The sequence below is a fragment of the Pseudomonas sp. WC2 genome (assembly GCF_050586545.1).
Taxonomy (GTDB): domain Bacteria; phylum Pseudomonadota; class Gammaproteobacteria; order Pseudomonadales; family Pseudomonadaceae; genus Aquipseudomonas.
In genome coordinates, this window is sequence record NZ_JBOBDR010000004.1 from 115762 (window position 1) to 134367 (window position 18606).

General features: G+C 60.4%; 16 protein-coding genes. 5 read left to right on the top strand and 11 right to left on the bottom strand.

All coding sequences use genetic code 11. The features are described from left to right. Nucleotide 1 precedes the first annotated feature (1 nt). Complete coding sequence (locus tag ACQ4OE_RS06180) at nucleotides 2–559, bottom strand: DUF2780 domain-containing protein (RefSeq protein WP_430946110.1); 558 nt, start codon at nucleotides 557–559, stop codon at nucleotides 2–4. Between the two features lie 148 nt (nucleotides 560–707). Here ACQ4OE_RS06180 and ACQ4OE_RS06185 point away from each other — a divergent pair, with 148 nt between their 5' ends. Both ACQ4OE_RS06185 and ACQ4OE_RS06190 read left to right on the top strand, forming a co-directional pair. Next, on the top strand, nucleotides 708–1343 hold the full coding sequence (locus ACQ4OE_RS06185; protein ID WP_430946111.1) for a sigma-70 family RNA polymerase sigma factor: 636 nt from the start codon (nucleotides 708–710) through the stop codon (nucleotides 1341–1343). Then, nucleotides 1340–2014: an anti-sigma factor gene (locus ACQ4OE_RS06190; protein WP_430946112.1), complete on the top strand. Its 675-nt coding sequence runs from the start codon at nucleotides 1340–1342 to the stop codon at nucleotides 2012–2014. The genes ACQ4OE_RS06185 and ACQ4OE_RS06190 overlap by 4 nt, the downstream gene beginning before the upstream one ends. Nucleotides 2015–2293: 279 nt before the next feature. On the opposite strand, the gene fdhA is transcribed toward ACQ4OE_RS06190, so the two are convergent. From fdhA to ACQ4OE_RS06230, 8 genes are all read right to left on the bottom strand, one after another. Next, a complete protein-coding gene (gene fdhA, locus ACQ4OE_RS06195) occupies nucleotides 2294–3493 on the bottom strand; it encodes a formaldehyde dehydrogenase, glutathione-independent (protein ID WP_158959194.1) in 1200 nt (399 codons plus the stop codon). Nucleotides 3494–3580: 87 nt separating this feature from the next. Next, complete coding sequence (gene purU, locus ACQ4OE_RS06200; protein WP_008086918.1) at nucleotides 3581–4438, bottom strand: formyltetrahydrofolate deformylase; 858 nt, start codon at nucleotides 4436–4438, stop codon at nucleotides 3581–3583. A gap of 11 nt (nucleotides 4439–4449) precedes the next feature. After that, nucleotides 4450–5082 carry a sarcosine oxidase subunit gamma gene (locus ACQ4OE_RS06205; protein ID WP_430946113.1) on the bottom strand — a complete coding sequence of 211 codons (633 nt, stop codon included), beginning with the start codon at nucleotides 5080–5082 and terminating at the stop codon, nucleotides 4450–4452. A 142-nt stretch (nucleotides 5083–5224) separates the two neighbouring features. Beyond that, a complete protein-coding gene (locus tag ACQ4OE_RS06210; protein WP_430946114.1) occupies nucleotides 5225–8242 on the bottom strand; it encodes a sarcosine oxidase subunit alpha in 3018 nt (1005 codons plus the stop codon). Next, a complete protein-coding gene (locus ACQ4OE_RS06215; protein WP_007913119.1) occupies nucleotides 8239–8568 on the bottom strand; it encodes a sarcosine oxidase subunit delta in 330 nt (109 codons plus the stop codon). The genes ACQ4OE_RS06210 and ACQ4OE_RS06215 overlap by 4 nt, the downstream gene beginning before the upstream one ends. Before the next feature lie 14 nt (nucleotides 8569–8582). Next, a complete protein-coding gene (locus ACQ4OE_RS06220) occupies nucleotides 8583–9833 on the bottom strand; it encodes a sarcosine oxidase subunit beta (protein WP_003206307.1) in 1251 nt (416 codons plus the stop codon). 20 nt (nucleotides 9834–9853) lie between these two features. Beyond that, complete coding sequence (locus ACQ4OE_RS06225) at nucleotides 9854–11107, bottom strand: serine hydroxymethyltransferase (RefSeq protein ID WP_008086924.1); 1254 nt, start codon at nucleotides 11105–11107, stop codon at nucleotides 9854–9856. Between the two features lie 274 nt (nucleotides 11108–11381). Then, complete coding sequence (locus ACQ4OE_RS06230; protein WP_430946115.1) at nucleotides 11382–12092, bottom strand: TraX family protein; 711 nt, start codon at nucleotides 12090–12092, stop codon at nucleotides 11382–11384. Nucleotides 12093–12218: 126 nt separating this feature from the next. Here ACQ4OE_RS06230 and ACQ4OE_RS06235 point away from each other — a divergent pair, with 126 nt between their 5' ends. Then, complete coding sequence (locus ACQ4OE_RS06235) at nucleotides 12219–13259, top strand: low specificity L-threonine aldolase (protein ID WP_008084160.1); 1041 nt, start codon at nucleotides 12219–12221, stop codon at nucleotides 13257–13259. A gap of 312 nt (nucleotides 13260–13571) precedes the next feature. After that, complete coding sequence (locus ACQ4OE_RS06240; protein ID WP_430946116.1) at nucleotides 13572–14105, top strand: REP-associated tyrosine transposase; 534 nt, start codon at nucleotides 13572–13574, stop codon at nucleotides 14103–14105. Nucleotides 14106–14214: 109 nt separating this feature from the next. On the opposite strand, the gene gbcB is transcribed toward ACQ4OE_RS06240, so the two are convergent. Beyond that, a complete protein-coding gene (gene gbcB, locus ACQ4OE_RS06245) occupies nucleotides 14215–15315 on the bottom strand; it encodes a glycine-betaine demethylase subunit GbcB (protein WP_122594756.1) in 1101 nt (366 codons plus the stop codon). Nucleotides 15316–15611: 296 nt separating this feature from the next. Here gbcB and gbcA point away from each other — a divergent pair, with 296 nt between their 5' ends. Then, on the top strand, nucleotides 15612–16907 hold the full coding sequence (gene gbcA / locus ACQ4OE_RS06250) for a glycine-betaine demethylase subunit GbcA (RefSeq protein ID WP_053124549.1): 1296 nt from the start codon (nucleotides 15612–15614) through the stop codon (nucleotides 16905–16907). A gap of 927 nt (nucleotides 16908–17834) precedes the next feature. Here the strand turns inward: gbcA and ACQ4OE_RS06255 are convergent. After that, on the bottom strand, nucleotides 17835–18605 hold the full coding sequence (locus tag ACQ4OE_RS06255) for an electron transfer flavoprotein subunit beta (RefSeq protein ID WP_430946117.1): 771 nt from the start codon (nucleotides 18603–18605) through the stop codon (nucleotides 17835–17837). Nucleotide 18606: the final 1 nt, after the last annotated feature.

Below are 18606 nucleotides of genomic sequence, written 5' to 3' on the forward strand. Positions count from 1 at the left end.
ATCAGCTACCGGTGCCGGCGCCCCAGATGCTGCCCAGGCTTTGCAGCAGTGGGCCGCCGACGCCTTGATCGCCCAGATACTTGAGCAGCACCGGGGCAAACTGGCCGACCATGCCGCTGTCCATGCCCAGTGCGCTGAAGGCATTGTTCAGGTCGTTGGTGTCCTTGACGTTACCCAGCGCATTCTCCAGCCCGGCAGACTTGCCGGATGAGCCGAGCAACCCGCTCAACGCCGCCAGATTGCCGCTGCCGCCCGACAACTTGTCGATGCCCGGCACTTCTTTGGCCAACTGCGAATAATCAGTGCTGCTCAATTGGTTCTTCGCCAGCCCCAACATGGCGCTGGTGCCACCGACAGCTTGCTGCGGCGTAACGCCCAGACCGGTGACGGCTTGCAGCAGGCCGGCGGTTTCCGAGGTCGGCGCCGCAGCGGTGGCCGCGTTGCCGCCCTGCATGCTCGAGGCAGCCTTGGTCACGTCGTCCAGGCTGAAACCGGCGAACACCGGGCTGGCCGCAAGGGTCATCAGCGAAGCCATGGCAATACCGCGTGAAATCTTCATTCAGACATCCTCTTGCGCTGTGAAAAACGTCCATCGTTGGACGATAAAACTGCCGGTTTGACCGGGTAGGCGCAGGCATGTTCCTGCCCTGCGCATCCATTTTCATCATACCCACGTATATGAATCGTGAAACCCCGGAATTGCCGCGATGAATGGCACAACCGCTGTCGCTGAACTAGCCTGTGAACAAGCCGAGCCTCGCCCTCGTGCGCTCAGTCTTGCCTGGAGAGTCGTCATTTCCGCCGCCGACACCGATCAGTTGCGACAGCTCTTGGCCCAGTGTTCACTGGGTGATCGTCGCGCCTTCGAAACCCTTTACCGCAGCGTCGGCCCGCGTCTGCACGGCGTGGCCCTGCGTTTCATGGGCCGCGCAGATCTGGCCGAAGAAGTGCTGCAGGAAGCCTTCGTGCGTATCTGGAACAACGCCTCACGCTACGAATCGCACCTGTCGGCGCCGTTGACGTGGATGATCAACATCACCCGTAATCAGGCCATCGACCAGTTGCGCAAACACCGCGACCGGCCGCTGACTGATCTGGAACAGGATGCACTGGCGGACGAAAGCCCCTCAGCGCATGAGCAATTGAACAGCGCTCGCGAAGCCACCGCGCTGAACCGTTGCCTGGAAACCCTCGACAGCATGCAGCGCCAGTCGATCACCGTGGCTTACTTTCAGGGCTTGTCCTGCTTGGAACTCGCCGAACACCTGGCAGCGCCGCTGGGCTCGGTGAAGTCGTGGATCCGCCGGGGCATGGAACGCCTGCGCCGGTGCCTTGAATCATGAACTACCAGACCCCGGCCCTGCGCCGCGCCCTCGCAGCCGATTACGCGATTGGTCTGATGTCAGCGCCTGCGCGTCGACGGTTTGAGCAGTTGCTGCTGGATGACGCTGCGCTCAGGGCCGAACTGGCGCAGTGGCAGGGAACGCTGGTGAGCCTCACCGAATCCCTGCCGGAACACCCGGTGCCCGAGCGCGTCTGGCAAGGCATCACCGCGCGCATCGAGCCGCAAGCGCTGCACGTCCCCGCAAAACGGCCATTCTGGAACTGGCTACGACTCACCGCTGCGGCCTGCTCCATCGCCGTGTTGGTGTTCCTCGGCTCGCTGTACAACCGCGACGACGCCCGCTACCGCGCCACGCTGCTGACAGCCGATGCGCAACCGGCGCTGAAGGTCGAGGCGCATGCGGAATACCTGCAAGTCGAGCCGCTGACACTGGCGGCGGTCGAGCCTGATCACAGCCTGGAACTGTGGGCGATTCCTGCTGACGGGAAACCGATTTCCCTCGGCGTTATTCCGGCGGGAGGCAAAGGCAAGGTTGAGCTGAGCGAGGCGCAGAAAGTGTTGATCGGGAGACCGATTGCATTGGCGGTCAGTCTTGAGCCTAAAGGTGGTTCGCCGACCGGGCAGCCGACGGGGCCGGTTCTGTATCAGGGTGCTCTGGCAGCCCTTTGAAGCAAAGCCCCCTAGCCCTCCCGAAACGTCGGACCGCCCGGAGGGAGAGGGGACTGACCGTGGGATATTGACGTAATACGCCGAAGTGAAAGACTTGCGTTGAATCCATAGTCGCCTCGATCTCTCAGGTCGATGCATAACACCAGACACCTCGGTCGGTCCCCTCTCCCTACGGGCGGTCCGACGTTTCGGGAGGGCTGGGGTGAGGGTAGCTTTTGACCTGGGCTTGCAACAAAAAACGGCGACCCTGAAGTCGCCGTTTTGTATCGAGCTTAAGCCCTACGCCGCACTAAACAACTTGTGCGGATCAATCACAAACTTCTTCGGCACGCCCGCATCGAATTCGCCGTAACCTTCCGGCGCCTGATCGAGGCTGATCACCTGCACGCCCACCACTTCAGCGATGTTGATGCGATCCCACATGATCGCCTGCATCAGTTGGCGGTTGTACTTCATCACTGGGGTCTGGCCGGTGTGGAAGCTGTGCGACTTGGCCCAGCCCAGACCGAAGCGAATGCTCAGGCTGCCCATCTTCGCGGCGGCGTCCACGGCACCCGGATCTTCGGTGACGTACAAGCCCGGAATACCAATCTTGCCGGCAACACGCACCACGCCCATCAGTGAGTTCAGTACGGTGGCCGGTGCTTCCGATTTGGCACCGTCATGGCCGTGACCGCGGGCTTCGAAACCGACGCAGTCCACCGCGCAGTCAACTTCCGGTTCGCCCAACAGCGCGGCGATCTGTTCGTGCAGCGGCGCGTCTTTCGACAGGTCGACGATTTCAAAACCCTGCGCTTTGGCGTGAGCCAAACGGATGGTGTTGACGTCGCCGATGATCACCACCGCAGCACCCAGCAGACGCGCGGAAGCGGCAGCAGCCAGACCGACCGGGCCAGCGCCGGCGATGTAAACGGTGCTGCCCGGACCAACGCCGGCAGTGACCGCGCCGTGGTAACCGGTCGGGAGGATGTCGGAGAGGCAGGTCAGGTCGCGGATTTTCTCCATGGCCTTGTCGCGGTCCGGCAGTTTCAGCAGGTTGAAGTCAGCGTACGGTACCAGCACGTATTCGGCTTGGCCGCCGGTCCAATCGCCCATGTCGACATAACCGTAAGCACCGCCGGCACGGGCCGGGTTGACGGTCAGGCAGACGCCGGTGTGTTGCTCTTTGCAGGAACGGCAGCGCCCGCAAGCCACGTTGAACGGCACGGACACCAGATCACCGATCTTCAGGTTTTCGACGTCGGAGCCTTTTTCGATCACCTCGCCGGTGATTTCGTGGCCCAGCACCAGACCGGTCTGCGCCGTCGTACGGCCGCGCACCATGTGCTGGTCGGAGCCGCAGATATTGGTGGAGACCACACGCAGGATCACACCGTGCTCGATCTTCCTGCCACGCGGATCCTGCATTTTCGGATAGTCGATTTTCTGTACTTCGACCTTGCCAGCGCCGAGATACACCACACCACGATTGCCAGACATGCTTTCACCTCGCTGTTGTTTTTATGGAACCGCGTTGCCCAGGCAGGCAGCGCGTTGAATGCTCGGGTTACTGCTCGTGATAGCTATCTAAAGAACGACCGTACGATTGGCGTTGAGGAAAACTCTCCGCTCAATGTGATATCCAACCGCCCGCGCCAAGGTCAGGCCTTCAATGTCGCGCCCCTTGGCAATCAGATCCTCTGGGTAATGACTGTGATCCACCGCCTCGACACCCTGGGCAATGATCGGCCCTTCATCGAGATCGTTATTGATGTAATGCGCCGTCGCGCCGACCAGTTTCACCCCTTTGTTATAAGCCTGGTGATACGGCTTGGCGCCCTTGAAGCCCGGCAGCAACGAGTGATGAATGTTGATCGCCTTGCCATCGAGCTTGCGGCACAGCTCCGGCGACAACACCTGCATGTAGCGGGCGAGGATCACCAGTTCGGCGCCGGACTCTTCGATCACCTGCCACACCTGACGCTCCTGCGACGGCTTGTCGTTGGGGTCGAGGGGGAAATGGTAGTAGGGAATTTGGTGCCAGTCGGCCAGCGGCTTCAAATCCGGATGGTTGGAGACCACCGCCGCGACGTCCATGGACAACTGGCCGATGCGCTGGCGGTAGAGCAAATCGTTGAGGCAGTGATCAGCCTTGGAGACCATGATCACCACTTTTGGCCGGTAGTTCGGCGCGGTCAGCTCGAAGATCATGCCGAAGGCTTGGCCTCGCTCGGCCAAGCCTGCGCGGAAGGATTGCTCGTCGAAACCGTCGGGCTGACGGAATTCCACGCGAATGAAAAAACGCCCGGAGAGGCGGTCATCGAACGAATGGTGCTCAGTGACGTAGCAACCCTGCTCGAACAGAAAACGCGTGACCGCGTCCACCGTGCCGAGGACGCTGGGGCAGTCGGCGGTCAGAATCCATGTGTCTGGGGCGCGGCTCATCGTTGTTTCTCCTAGGCCTGAACGCTGAGGCCGTACTCGGCGGACGCATCCTGCAACCACAACCACCAGTAATCCGAGAAGCTGCGACGGATCAGCAATTCCCAAGTGTCTTCGGCGGTGTGGCGAATCATCAGCTGCGACTTGGCGAACACCGTGCCAACCGCTTTACCGACCGGGAAGTTGTTCGGGTGCACGTCGTAGCTGGTGGATTTCATCAGCACCTGACGCACGTTCGGTCCGCTCAGCTCGAGTACTTGCTGGCCACCGCTGACGTTGACGATCGCGATGTGCAGATCACCCAAGGCTTCACGCAGTTGCTGTTCGGCGGCGAATTCTTCACCGCTTGGCACGATCAGCAGCCACTCGTCCGGGCCCATCCATTGCAGGCTGGTTTCGCCTTTGACGATCACGCTCAGAGCGCCGGGCAATTCAATGCCCAGGGCTTTGTGCACACCGGCGGCGAACGCGGCATCGTGGCCATCGCCACGAATGGTCAGGTGGCCGAGGAGTTTCTTTTCCCGCACGATCACGCCGGCGTTCTTGCGGCCCTTGCCGACCAGGCTGGCGAGGTCGGCATGGTGCAGCGACGACTCGGCCTTGGCCTCGGTAGTAGGGCGTTGTTGGTACACGTTGGCTGTGGTCATAAAGCACCTTCTGAATTCTGTAGGTTCCTGCGGTGGCTGATCTGCCGCTTTCGCGAGCAGGCTCGCTCCCACAGGGGAACGCAGTCGAATGTGGGAGCGAGCCTGCTCGCGAATAGCCGCCCGCCCACAGTTCTTGAGGCCGTCAGATGTTCTGGCGATCCCCCTTCGGATCGAAGAACACCGAAGACACGATTTCCGCCTCGATCACGCTGCCATCGGCCAGCGGTGCAAACACCCGCTCACCGAGGCGCTTCAGACCGCCCTTGACCACACCCATGGCAAACGAATAACCGAGGGAGTTGTGCGCGTAACTGGAAGTCACGTGGCCGACCATGGTCATCGGAATCGCCTGCTTGGTGTTGAACACCAACTGCGCACCTTCCGGCAGCCACACGTTCGGATCGATCGGCTTCAACCCGACCAGTTGCTTACGCTGGTCCTTCACGCAGTCTTCACGGTTCATCCCACGCTGGCCGATCCACGAGAACGGTTTGGTGCGACCCACACACCAGCCCATGTTCAAGTCGTCTGGAGTCATCGAGCCGTCAGTGTCCTGGCCAACGATGATGAAACCCTTCTCGGCGCGCAGTACGTGCATGGTTTCGGTGCCGTACGGGGTCAGGTTGTACTGCTTGCCGGCCTCGACGATTTTCTCCAGCACGCCCATCGCGTAGTCGGCCTGGACGTTGACTTCGTACGACAGCTCACCGGTGAACGAGATACGGAACACCCGCGCCGGCACGTCGCCGACCAGACCTTCTTTCCAGGTCATGAACGGGAACGCTTCGTTGCTCAGATCAATGTCGGTCACGGCGCTGAGCAGCTTGCGGCTGTTCGGCCCGGACAGGGTCATGGTCGCCCAGTGGTCGGTGACGGAAGTGAAGTAGACCTTCATGTCCGGCCATTCGGTCTGGTGGTACAGCTCCAGCCATTGCAGCACGCGAGCCGCGCCGCCGGTGGTGGTGGTCATGACGAAATGGTTGTCGGCCAGGCACGCCGTGACACCGTCGTCGAAGACCATGCCGTCTTCTTTGCACATCAAACCGTAGCGCGCCTTGCCCACGTCGAGCTTGGTCCAGGCGTTGGTGTACACGCGGTTGAGGAACTCGCGGGCATCCGGGCCCTGGATGTCGATCTTGCCGAGGGTCGAGGCGTCGAGCAGGCCGACGCTGTCGCGCACGGCTTTGCATTCACGCTTCACGGCGGCATGCAGGTCTTCACCGTTTTTCGGGAAATACCAAGGACGCTTCCACTGACCGACGTCTTCAAACTCGGCGCCGTTCTTCACGTGCCAGGCATGCAGGGCGGTGTGACGCACCGGTTCGAAGATGTGCCCACAGTGACGACCGGCCACGGCGCCGAAAGTCACCGGCGTGTAGTTCGGGCGGAACATCGTGGTGCCCATCTGCGGGATGGTCACGTTCAGCGAGCGGGCGGCGATGGCCAGACCGTTGACGTTGCCGAGCTTGCCCTGATCGGTGCCGAAGCCCAGCGCTGTGTAGCGTTTGACGTGCTCGACCGACTCGAAACCTTCGCGCGTTGCCAGCTCGATACCACCGGCAGTGACGTCGTTCTGGAAGTCGACGAACTGCTTTGGCGCCCGTGCCGAGTTCTTTTCATGCGGCACCTGGAACAGCGCCAAGGTCGGTTCTTCGAGACGGCTCAGGGCTTTCGGCAAGGTGCCTTCAACCGCAGCGAAACCGGCCTCGCTGGCAGCGCGCACGCCACCTTCAAAACCATCAGCCAGCGAATCACCGAGACCGTAAACGCCGTTGATGCCACCGACGCACACGCGTTTCTGCGGAGCCTCGCCCGGTACGAAACCGAGGATGTCTTCGCGCCAGGTCGGCTTGCCACCCAAGTGCGAAGCCAAGTGGACGACAGGACTGTAGCCGCCGGAACTGGCGACCACATCGCAGTCGAGCCACTCGCCAGGACTGGTCACGGCATGGGCTTTCACATCAATCGCAGCAACGCGGGCAGCGGTCACACGCTTGCTGCCACGGGCTTCAATCACAGCGCTGCCAGTGAGAATCCGAATACCTTTGGCGCGCGCCTCTTCCACCAGCGCACCACGCGGATTGCTGCGGGCATCAGCGATAGCCACCACTTGCAGACTGGCATCGAGCCAATCCAGCGCCACCCGATAGGCGTGATCGTTGTTGGTCGAAAGCACCAGTTTCTTGCCCGGAGCTACGCCGTAGCGACGCACATAAGTCGAGACAGCACCGGCGAGCATGTTGCCCGGCACGTCGTTGTTGCCGTAGACCAGCGGACGCTCATGCGCACCGGTCGCCAGTACCACACGCTTGGCGCGAACACGGTGGATGCGCTGACGCACTTGACCGATTGGCGCGCGGTCACCGAGGTGATCGGTAAGGCGTTCGTGAATGGTCAGGAAGTTGTGGTCGTGGTAACCGTTGACCGTGGCGCGCGGCAACAGCAGCACGTCCGGGGTGTTCTTCAGTTCAGTGATGACACTGGCAACCCAGTCCATCGCCGGTTTGCCATCAAGGCTTTCGCGGGAATCGAGCAGGCTGCCGCCGAACTCTTCCTGCTCGTCGGCCAGAATCACTCGGGCACCGCTGCGCGCCGCGGCCAGTGCAGCGGCGAGACCAGCCGGGCCGGCGCCGACGATCAGCACGTCGCAGTGCTGGTTCATGTAGTCGTAAGTGTCCGGATCGACTTCGGTCGGCGAGCGGCCCAGACCGGCAGCCTTGCGGATGTACTTCTCGTAGGTCATCCAGAACGATTGCGGGTACATGAAGGTTTTGTAGTAGAAACCCGGCGGCATCAGCTTGCCGCCGACCTTGCCGAGAATGCCCATCATGTCGTTGTTGACGCTCGGCCAGCCGTTGGTGCTGGTCGCGACCAGACCTTGATACAGCGCCTGTTGCGTGGCACGCACGTTGGGGATTTGCGTGGCTTCGGTCGCGCCAATCTGCAGCACCGCGTTCGGCTCTTCGGCACCGGCGGCGAAGATCCCGCGAGGACGCGAATACTTGAAGCTGCGGCCAATGATGTCGACGCCGTTGGCGATCAGCGCGGCGGCCAGCGAGTCACCCTCGAAGCCTTTGTAGCTCTGACCGTTGAAGGTGAAGCTCAGCACTTTGTTGCGGTCGATCCGTCCACCGTTGGACAGGCGATTGGTCTGGCTCATACCTTCTCTCCCAGCGCCGTCGTGGCTGTTTTCGCCGAATCAGCCTTGTCGGTGAATTGCGGCTTGGTGCCGATCTTGTAGGTTTCGAGAATCTCGTAGGTCACGGTGTCGCGAGTGACGTTGAAGTACTGACGGCAACCGGCGACGTGATCCCACAGTTCATGGTGCAGACCGCGCGGGTTGTCGCGGAAGAACATGTAGTCGCCCCACTCCTCGTCGGTGCAGGCGCCTGGATCGAGCGGGCGCGGAATGTGCGCCTGACCGGATGCGTGGAATTCCTCTTCGGAGCGCAGTTCGCCGCAGTGAGGACAGAAGATATGCAACATGGGGATTTCTCCTGTTAGTGGGCAACCGCAGCAGCGCCGTGTTCATCGATCAACGCACCGTTGTGGAAACGGTCGATGGAGAAAGGTGCGGCCAACGGGTGCATTTCACCCTTGGCCAGACTTGCGGCAAACACGTTGCCCGAGCCAGGTGTAGCTTTGAAACCACCGGTGCCCCAACCGCAGTTGAAGAACATGTTCGGCACCGGGGTTTTCGAGATGATCGGGCAAGCGTCCGGGGTGGTGTCGACGATGCCGCCCCACTGGCGGTTCATGCGTACGCGGGACAACACCGGGAACATCTCGACGATGGCCTGAATGGTGTGTTCGATCACCGGGTACGAACCACGCTGGCCGTAGCCGTTGTAGCCGTCGATACCCGCGCCGATCACCAGGTCGCCCTTGTCGGACTGACTGATGTAACCGTGCACGGCGTTGGACATGATCACGCTGTCGATAATCGGTTTGATCGGCTCGGACACCAGTGCTTGCAGCGGGTGGGATTCGATCGGCAGACGGAAACCGGCGAGCTTGGCCATGTGCCCGGAGTTACCTGCGGTGACCACACCGACGCGCTTGGCGCCGATGAAACCCTTGTTGGTTTCAACACCGATGCACACGCCGTTTTCCTTGCGGAAACCGATCACTTCGGTCTGCTGGATCAAGTCCACGCCCAAGGCGTCGGCGGCACGGGCGAAGCCCCAGGCCACGGCATCGTGACGGGCAACGCCGCCGCGACGCTGAACGGTCGCACCCATCACCGGGTAGCGGGTGTTTTTCGAGCAGTCGAGGTACGGAATCTCGTCAGCGACTTGCTTAGCGTTGAGCAGTTCGCCATCGACGCCGTTGAGGCGGTTGGCGCTGACCCGACGCTCTGAATCACGAATGTCCTGCAGGGTGTGGCACAGGTTGTAGACGCCACGCTGGGAGAACATCACGTTGTAGTTGAGATCCTGCGACAGGCCTTCCCACAATTTCATCGCGTGTTCGTAAAGGTGCGCCGACTCGTCCCACAGGTAGTTGGAACGCACGATGGTGGTATTGCGCGCGGTGTTACCGCCGCCTAGCCAGCCCTTCTCGACCACGGCGACGTTGGTGATGCCGTGTTCTTTCGCCAGGTAATAAGCAGTCGCCAGACCGTGCCCGCCGCCGCCGACGATGACCACGTCGTAGACCTTTTTCGGCGTCGGCGTGCGCCACATGCGCTGCCAGTTTTCGTGGTGGCTGAGGGAGTGTTTGAAGAGGCCGAAGCCCGAATAGCGTTGCATAGTCAGTTACTCCAGAACACTCAGCGATAAACCGGGAAGTCTGCGCACAGGGCCGACACTTGCTGGGCAACATTGGCCTCGACATCGGCATCACCGAGGTTGTCGAGGATGTCGCAGATCCAGCCAGCCAACACTTCGCACTGGGTCACTTTGAAACCGCGAGTGGTGACCGCCGGGGTGCCGATGCGCAGGCCCGAGGTCACGAATGGCGATTGCGGATCGTTCGGCACGGCGTTCTTGTTGACGGTGATGTGCGCACGGCCCAGGGCGGCGTCGGCGTCTTTACCCGTCAGGCCCTGACGGATCAGACTGACCAGGAACAAATGGTTGTCGGTGCCGCCGGACACTACATCGTAGCCACGTTTGATAAACACGCTGGCCATCGCCTGAGCGTTGTCGATCACTTGTTGCTGATAAGCCTTGAAGCCCGGCTCCAGCGCTTCCTTGAAGCATACGGCTTTACCGGCGATGACGTGCATCAGCGGGCCGCCCTGAGCGCCGGGGAACACAGCAGCGTTGAGCTTCTTCTCGATCTCTTCGTTGGACTTGGCCAGGATCAAGCCGCCACGTGGGCCGCGCAGGGTTTTGTGCGTGGTGGTGGTGACCACGTCGGCGTACGGCAGCGGGTTCGGGTACAGACCGGCAGCGACCAGACCAGCGACGTGGGCCATGTCGACGAACAGCAGCGCGCCGACCTTGTCAGCGATCTGACGGAAGCGCGGGAAGTCCAGAGTCTTCGAGTAAGCGGAGAAACCGGCGACGATCATTTTCGGCTTGGATTCGACGGCCAGACGCTCGACTTCGTCGTAATCGATCAGCCCGGTATCGGTGTTGATGCCGTACTGCACAGCGTTGTAGAGCTTGCCCGAGGACGACACTTTGGCGCCGTGGGTCAGGTGACCGCCGTGGGCCAGGCTCATGCCGAGGATGGTGTCGCCCGGCTGGATCAGCGCCAGGTACACAGCACTGTTGGCCGAAGAACCGGAGTGCGGCTGGACGTTGGCGTAATCGGCACCGAACAGTTGCTTGGCGCGTTCGATGGCCAGTGCTTCGACTTTATCGACGTGCTCGCAGCCACCGTAGTAGCGCTTGCCCGGATAGCCTTCGGCGTATTTGTTGGTCAGGCCGCTGCCTTGCGCTTCCATCACGCGTTTGCTGGTGTAGTTCTCCGACGCGATCAGCTCGATGTGATCTTCCTGACGTTGCTCCTCGGCATTCATCGCCGCCAGCAGTGCATCGTCGTAACCCTGGATCTGGTCTTGCTTGCTGAACATCGCGTCTCTCCCAGCGGCATCTGTGCGCCATTCGTCTCGGTAAGGCACCGGCAATCACGGCAGTGCCCTTTGATGCCGATGGTATGACCGGCGCAGACAGCTCAAATGCCTGCGCGCGCCACGCAAAGGTGCGTTTACGACATGGCTGGAAATGGCTTATTCGAAACGCCGTAGATCCTCTGTGGGAGCGAGCCTGCTCGCGAAAGCGGTCTGTCAGCCAACTTCTATGTTGGATGTGCCGGCCTCTTCGCGAGCAGGCTCGCTCCCACAGGGGTCAGGTGTATGCAGTGCGGATGGCGAGCAGCAGGAGGAAATGCGCGGGATAGAGTGCGTAGGCCCAGCGGCGCATTGGCGGTGGCTGGAGATGTCGCACATGTCGCAACAGGAACATTCCGAGCATTGGCGCAAACAGGCATGTCGCAATACCAAGAATGGCGACGCTACTGCCGAACCTCGCCGAGTCGTAAAGCACTTGCCACTGATTCGCTGCGAGGCATATCAAACCCGGCAGCAAGCTGAAATACCACGGCCGGCGAAACACCAGCAGCATCGCCAACGGCAACAGCACCCCGAAAAAGCCGAACATCAGTCGTTCCGGGAAAACTATCGCCAGCACCAGCGCAGCAACGCCCAGCAATCGCGACATCACCGATGGATCATGCCTCCCCCGCGCCACCAATAACCCCAGCGCCAGCGTCGGCATCACATTCAAGGTATCGGGCTCTGGAATGTACAACCGGTAAGGAATTTCGCTCAGCGCACTGAACAGCAACAACCACCCCAGATACCGCCACTCCATCCTCCGCGAGCCATCCCGCGAAAGATTCGCCGCCATCGCCAGACAAAACCACGGAAACGCCAGCCGCCCCGGCACATAAAGCCAATCGGCGGAGAAGCCAACGTATCGCAGGTGGTCGAGCAACATGCTCAGCAGCGCCAGCCACTTGAGCAGATCCAGTGCGCCGTCGCGTTTAGTCAGGTGCATAATCGGCCTGCGTCCATGTAATGTTCTGACAGCGACATCCCGTGTGCTCCCCGGAAGATCTTCGGTAAAGTGCGCACCATCATTGACCACGAGCCTTCACAAGAGTCTCGACCACGGAAGCCGGCCATGACCGACAAGAGCCAACAATTCGCCAGCGACAACTACTCCGGTATCTGCCCTGAAGCCTGGGCTGCGATGGAGCAGGCCAACCACGGCCACCAACGCGCGTATGGCGACGATGAATGGACCGCACGCGCGTCCGACCATTTCCGCCAATTGTTTGAAACCGACTGCGAAGTGTTCTTCGCCTTCAACGGCACCGCCGCCAACTCGCTGGCCCTGTCGTCGCTGTGCCAGAGTTACCACAGCGTGATCTGCTCGGAAACCGCCCACGTCGAAACCGACGAATGCGGCGCCCCGGAATTCTTCTCCAACGGCTCGAAACTGCTGATCGCCGGCACTGAAAACGGCAAGATCACCCCGCAATCGATCCGCGAAGTCGCGCTCAAGCGTCAGGACATTCACTACCCGAAACCGCGCGTGGTGACCCTGACCCAAGCCACCGAAGTCGGCAGCGTCTACACCCCGGAAGAAGTCCGCGCCATCAGCGCGACTTGCAAGGAGCTCGGCCTGCACCTGCACATGGACGGCGCGCGCTTCTCCAACGCCTGCGCGTTCCTCGGCTGCTCGCCGGCGGATCTGACCTGGAAGGCCGGGGTTGATGTGTTGTGCTTTGGCGGCACGAAAAACGGCATGGCGGTGGGTGAAGCGATTCTGTTCTTCAACCACAAACTCGCGGAAGACTTCGATTACCGCTGCAAGCAGGCCGGGCAACTGGCGTCGAAAATGCGTTTCCTCTCGGCACCGTGGGTCGGCATCCTCGAAACCGACGCCTGGCTGAAATATGCGCGCCACGCCAACCACTGCGCGCAATTGCTCGCTGAACTGGTCAGCGACATCCCAGGCGTCGAACTGATGTTCCCGGTCCAGGCCAACGGCGTGTTCCTGCAACTGTCAGAACCGGCCATCGCCGCCCTGACCGCGAAGAACTGGCGCTTCTACACCTTCATCGGCAAGGGCGGCGCACGCTTCATGTGCTCGTGGGACACCGAAGAAGAACGCGTCCGCGAACTGGCGCGCGACATCCGCGAAGTCATGTCCGCCTGACCTGACGCCACCCCCCCCCTGCTGATCGTTCCCACGCTCCGCGTGGGAATGCCTCTCCGGACGCTCCGCGTTCCATCCCCCAGACCCTAAACACCGCTATGACGCAGAGCGTCAATGGCTGCATTCCCACGCAGAGCGTGGGAACGATCTTTGCTCGGGAATGACTTTTCCCACCGTAATACCAGACTTCTCTTCTAGCGCGATCATCCCACCCGCCTCACCCTGATCGTTCCCACGCTCCGCGTGGTAACGCCTCCCGGGACGCTCCGCGTTCCATTTCCGTAAGCACCGCAAGATTCAAGGAAGAATCCCATGGGCCGCAGCCGCTACATCATTTCCGAAACCGACAAACCGTATTTCCTGACTTGCACGATCATGGAATGGTTACCGCTGTTCATACGCCCCTACATCGTCGACCACCTGCTCAACTGCTGGCGATATCAACAGACTCATCATGATTTGAGGTTGTTTGGCTACGTAATTCTGGAAAACCATCTTCACTTCGTCGCTCAAGCGCCTGATCTGAGTAAATGCCTCAGCCAGTTCAAATCATTCACCGCTCGAAAGATCATTGATGACCTGCAAAGCAAAGGCGCCGACAAAGCCCTGCGACGTCTGCGCTTCAGCAAGCGTGCGCACAAGCAGGATCGGGTGTACCAGTTATGGCAGGAAGGTTCTCACGCAGAAATGGTTTATAGCGAATCGGTGATGCGCCAGAAGCTGGAATACATCCACAACAATCCAGTGAAACGTGGATATGTGGACGTGCCGGAGCATTGGCGTTATTCGAGTGCCAGGGACTACGCGGGAATGTCGGGGCTGATAGAGATTCAGTGTTGGTACTGATAGGGGACGCAGAGCGTCCCGGGCTGCATTCCCACGCGGAGCGTGGGAACGATCACATTCGGGAGAGGGCTGGGGTGAGGGGCAAGCCGTACGCAAAAATTCGCCCCGCTCAAAAATCGATGCGCACATCCCCCTTCGGCACGCTGCAGCACGAAAGAATAAAGCCCTCCGCCTCATCGTCCTCGGTAATCCCGCCGTTGTGCTCCATCTCCACTTCGCCCCCCAGCTTCAGCACCTTGCACGTCCCGCAAATCCCCATGCCGCACGCCTTCGGAATCAGCAAACCAAGCTTGGCCGCCGCCGCATGCACGGTCTCGCCCGGTGCCACACGAATGCTCTTGCCGGACGAGGTGAATTCGACCTGATGCAGATCCGCCGCATCGATTTCCGGTGCATCGGCGGCCTGCTCGGCTTGCTCGACCGCATCGGCACGGGCTTCCGGTGGCGTGGCACCGAAGGACTCCTCGTGATAACGCGACATGTCGTAACCGGCCACTTCGAGCAGGCGCTTGACCGCGTTCATGTACGGCGTCGGGCCGCAGCAGAACACTTCGCGCTCGAGGAAGTCCGGCACCATCAATTCGAGCATCTTGTGGTTCAGGTAACCGCGATACCCGGCCCACGGCTCACCCAAGCCATGTTTCTCGCAGATCAGGTGCAGGCTGAAGTTGTCGATTCGCGACGCCATGTGTTCCAGCTCGCGGTGATAAATGATGTCTTTCGGCGAGCGCGCGCTGTGGATAAAGGTCATGTCGACGTTGGCGTTGGTGTCGTAGAACCAGCGCGCCATCGACATGCACGGCGTGATACCGACGCCGCCGCTCAGGTACAGCACTTTCGGACTTGGGAAGTCGATCGCATTGAACAGCCCGACCGGCCCGTGCACCGCCAACTCTTGCCCCTCATGAAGTGTGTCGTGCAGCCAGTTGGAAACCCTGCCGCCCGGCACGCGCTTGATCGTCACAGAAAAGCTGTACGGCACCGACGGCGAGCTGGAGATGGTGTACGAACGCATGATCGGCTGGCCTTCGATTTCCAGCTCCAGGGTCACGAACTGCCCGGGCTTGAAGAAGAACAGGATCGGCTGGTCAGCCATGAAGCAGAAGGTGCGCACGTCCCAGGTTTCCTGGATGACTTTGACGCAACGGACGATGTGTCGGCCATTGGCCCAGGTCTGGGTGGTGACCGGATTCAGGAAGCTGTTGGACATGCTGTTCTCCACGGCCGACTGTCGGCCTCATGTCGGCGATTCTGCGTATAGCGCGAACCGCCCGTTTACCTATCCGCGACATCGGCATACTTATCGCGACCAGCCCCCAACCACCGGGGGTTGCGCGTCGGGAACAGATTGCACCATGTCGCCCATGGATAAGGTTCCGCCCCGCGCCGGCCCCACACTCGCCCCAACACCAAGACAGATTCTTTACACCTTGCGTAGCACCTTCTAACAGCAGACCTGATTAGCCACTTTCGCCGGCCACGCAGATGGCCTTGAGGATCACATCGATGGACGTCACCGCAAAAATCAGCCTGGGCGATCCGCTGGAACCCGCACGCAAGGCCACTGCACAAATGCTCCAAGAGCGCGAGCGCACGTTTTCGCTGCCGCAACCGTTCTACAGTGATGAGCGGTTGTTCGATATCGACATGCAGGAGATCTTCCAGAAAGAGTGGTTGATCGCCGGCATGACCTGCGAAATTCCGGCCAAGGGCAACTACCTGACGCTGCAGATCGGCAAGAACCCGATCATCGTCATTCGAGGTGCCGAAGGCGTCGTGCACGCGTTCCACAACGTCTGCCGTCACCGTGGCTCGCGTCTGTGCACCAGCGAAAAAGGCAAAGTCGCCAAACTGGTCTGCCATTACCACCAGTGGACGTACGAGCTGGACGGTCGCCTGCTGTTCGCCGGCACCGAGATGGGCGCCGACTTCGACATGAAGCAATACGGCCTGAAACCGGTGAACGTGAAGACTGCCGGCGGCTACATCTTTATCAGCCTGGCGGAGAATCCACCGGCCATTGATGACTTCCTGTCGACGCTGAACCATTACATGGAACCGTACGACATGGAGAACACCAAGGTGGCGATCACCACCACCTTGATGGAGAAGGCCAACTGGAAACTGGTGCTGGAAAACAACCGCGAGTGCTACCACTGCAACGCGTCGCACCCGGAACTGCTGAAAACCCTGCTGGAATGGGACGACGTCACCGACCCGCGCGCCGATCAGGCGTTCAAGGATCACGTCGCCGCGTCTGCCGCTGCGTGGGAAGCCGAGAAGATTCCTTATGCCCACGCCAGTTTCGGCCTGCGCAACCGCATCGTGCGCATGCCGCTGCTCAAGGGCACCGTGTCGATGACCCTCGACGGCAAACAGGGTTGCGCGAAACTGATGGGCCGCATCAAGAACCCGGATCTGGGCTCGATGCGCATCCTGCACCTGCCGCACTCGTGGAACCACTGCATGGGCGACCACATTATCGTCTTCACCGTGTGGCCGATCAGTGCGCAGGAAACCATGGTCACCACCAAGTGGATCGTGCACAAGGATGCGGTTGAAGGCGTCGATTACGACGTCGATCGCATGCGCCAGGTGTGGGATGCGACCAACGATCAGGATCGCCGTCTGGCCGAAGAAAACCAGCGCGGGATCAACTCGACGGCTTATCAGCCTGGGCCGTATTCGAAGACCTATGAGTTTGGCGTGGTCAATTTTGTCGATTGGTACAGCGAGCGCCTGCTGAACAACCTTGGGGCTGAGCCGGCGCCGTACCTCAAAGGCGTGCCTGTCCAAGGCTAAGATCTAAAACACAAGCTTCGCGAGTAGGCTCGCTCCCACAGGTGGAATGCATTCCAAATGTGGGAGCGAGCCTGCTCGCGAAGGCGTCAGGAACGCCATTACATCTCTGAAACCAGATTGCACGATTTCTGACCAACCACCCGCACCCCATACCCACCAAGCCCCCCAGCCTTCCGCAAACAAGTTATCCACACACCCACCCACAGCAAATGGGGACAACTGTGGATGACTCGAAAAATATCCCACTGATTTGCAAAGAAAAACCGTGACTTATCCAGAAGCATGGTTTTGAAAACCCATTGATCGCTTTTTGATCAACAGCCTGCAAGCCACGTCATTCGTGGCGTTTAGCGGATGGCAAACACCTTATCCACAGAAGCACCAACAGAGATCGGGGGTAACTTTACGTCTGCTGTGGAAAAGCCTTGAAGACTGCTAAATATCAGGCTCAACGGGTAATTCATCGAGTCAAAAGCGCGAATTGATCAGTTATTGACCAACTCTCTGTAGACCCCGTTTTATATAGCTCTCAGGGGTTAGCGAACATCTTATCCACAGAAGCGCCAACAGAGATTGGGGGCAACTTGTTCAGTTATCCAAGAGAAAAAGCCCTGAAAATCCGTGACTTAGGCTGGTTATTTTTTGATCGGAGGGCTGCAGGGCTTGATTGACGTGGGGTGCAGGGAGGGGCGAACACGTTATCCACAGATCCGCCAACAGGGATTGTGGGTAAACCGCCCCAGCCCTCTCCCGGAGGGAGAGGGAGCCGACCGCATCGCCTGTTCAAACTCCACCGACCTGAACGAATATTGTGATCTCAGGCTTCGCCAAACCAAGGCCATTGCGCAATCGCAGGTCGAAGTAATTAGCCAATACCACTCGGTCGGTCCCCTCTCCCTCCGGGAGAGGGCTACAGTGAGGGGCTTTTCAGCGAACAACACCTTCTTCAATCAGCAACTTGAGGATCGCCTCAGCGCCAGCCTGTGCGGTAACACCCTTGAGCACCTGCCCCCCGCCCCCACTGGCCTTGGCGGTTGCGGCTTTCATCCGGTCAGCACCGCTTTTGGCCTTGATCACTTTCAGGCGTTTGGGCCGTGGTTTGGCCAGTTGCAAAGTAGCGACCGCCAGGAGTTCGTCGTCGACAACTTCAACGTCGTCAGCCTCCAGCACGCCACGTTGCGCCGGGCCGTAGGCACTTTGCCGAGGCTTCGGCGCAGAGTTATCCACAGTCGCCAGAAACGGCAGCTTCACCTTCAACCGTCGCCGTTGCCCGCGCGGCAACGCTTGCAGTACCAGCGCTGAGCCGTCGTTAATCGATTCAACCTGCGCCAGCCCGACCACTAGCGGCCAACCCAAACCTTCCGCCAACAAGAACGGCAGCATTCCAGAACCTTCGCCGGTTTCTGCCTGGCTGCCAGTCAACACCACTTGCGCACCGGCATCACGCAAATACGCGGTCAGCGCCGGCAGCGCATCGGCGCCAGCCGGTTGCTCCAGCACGTGCATCTGCTCCAGGCCCATGCCCAGATAGGCGCGCAGTGCCGGTTCCGCGACGTCGCCGGCGTGCAGCACTTGCAGGTTATCCCCCGCCAGTTGCAGACCGAGTTCAACGGCGCGCGCGTCCTGATCAGCGCGGCGCGGCCGACCGGAAGTCGGGTGGGCGCCGATTGAAACCAGACTGATAACTTTCGTGTTCATA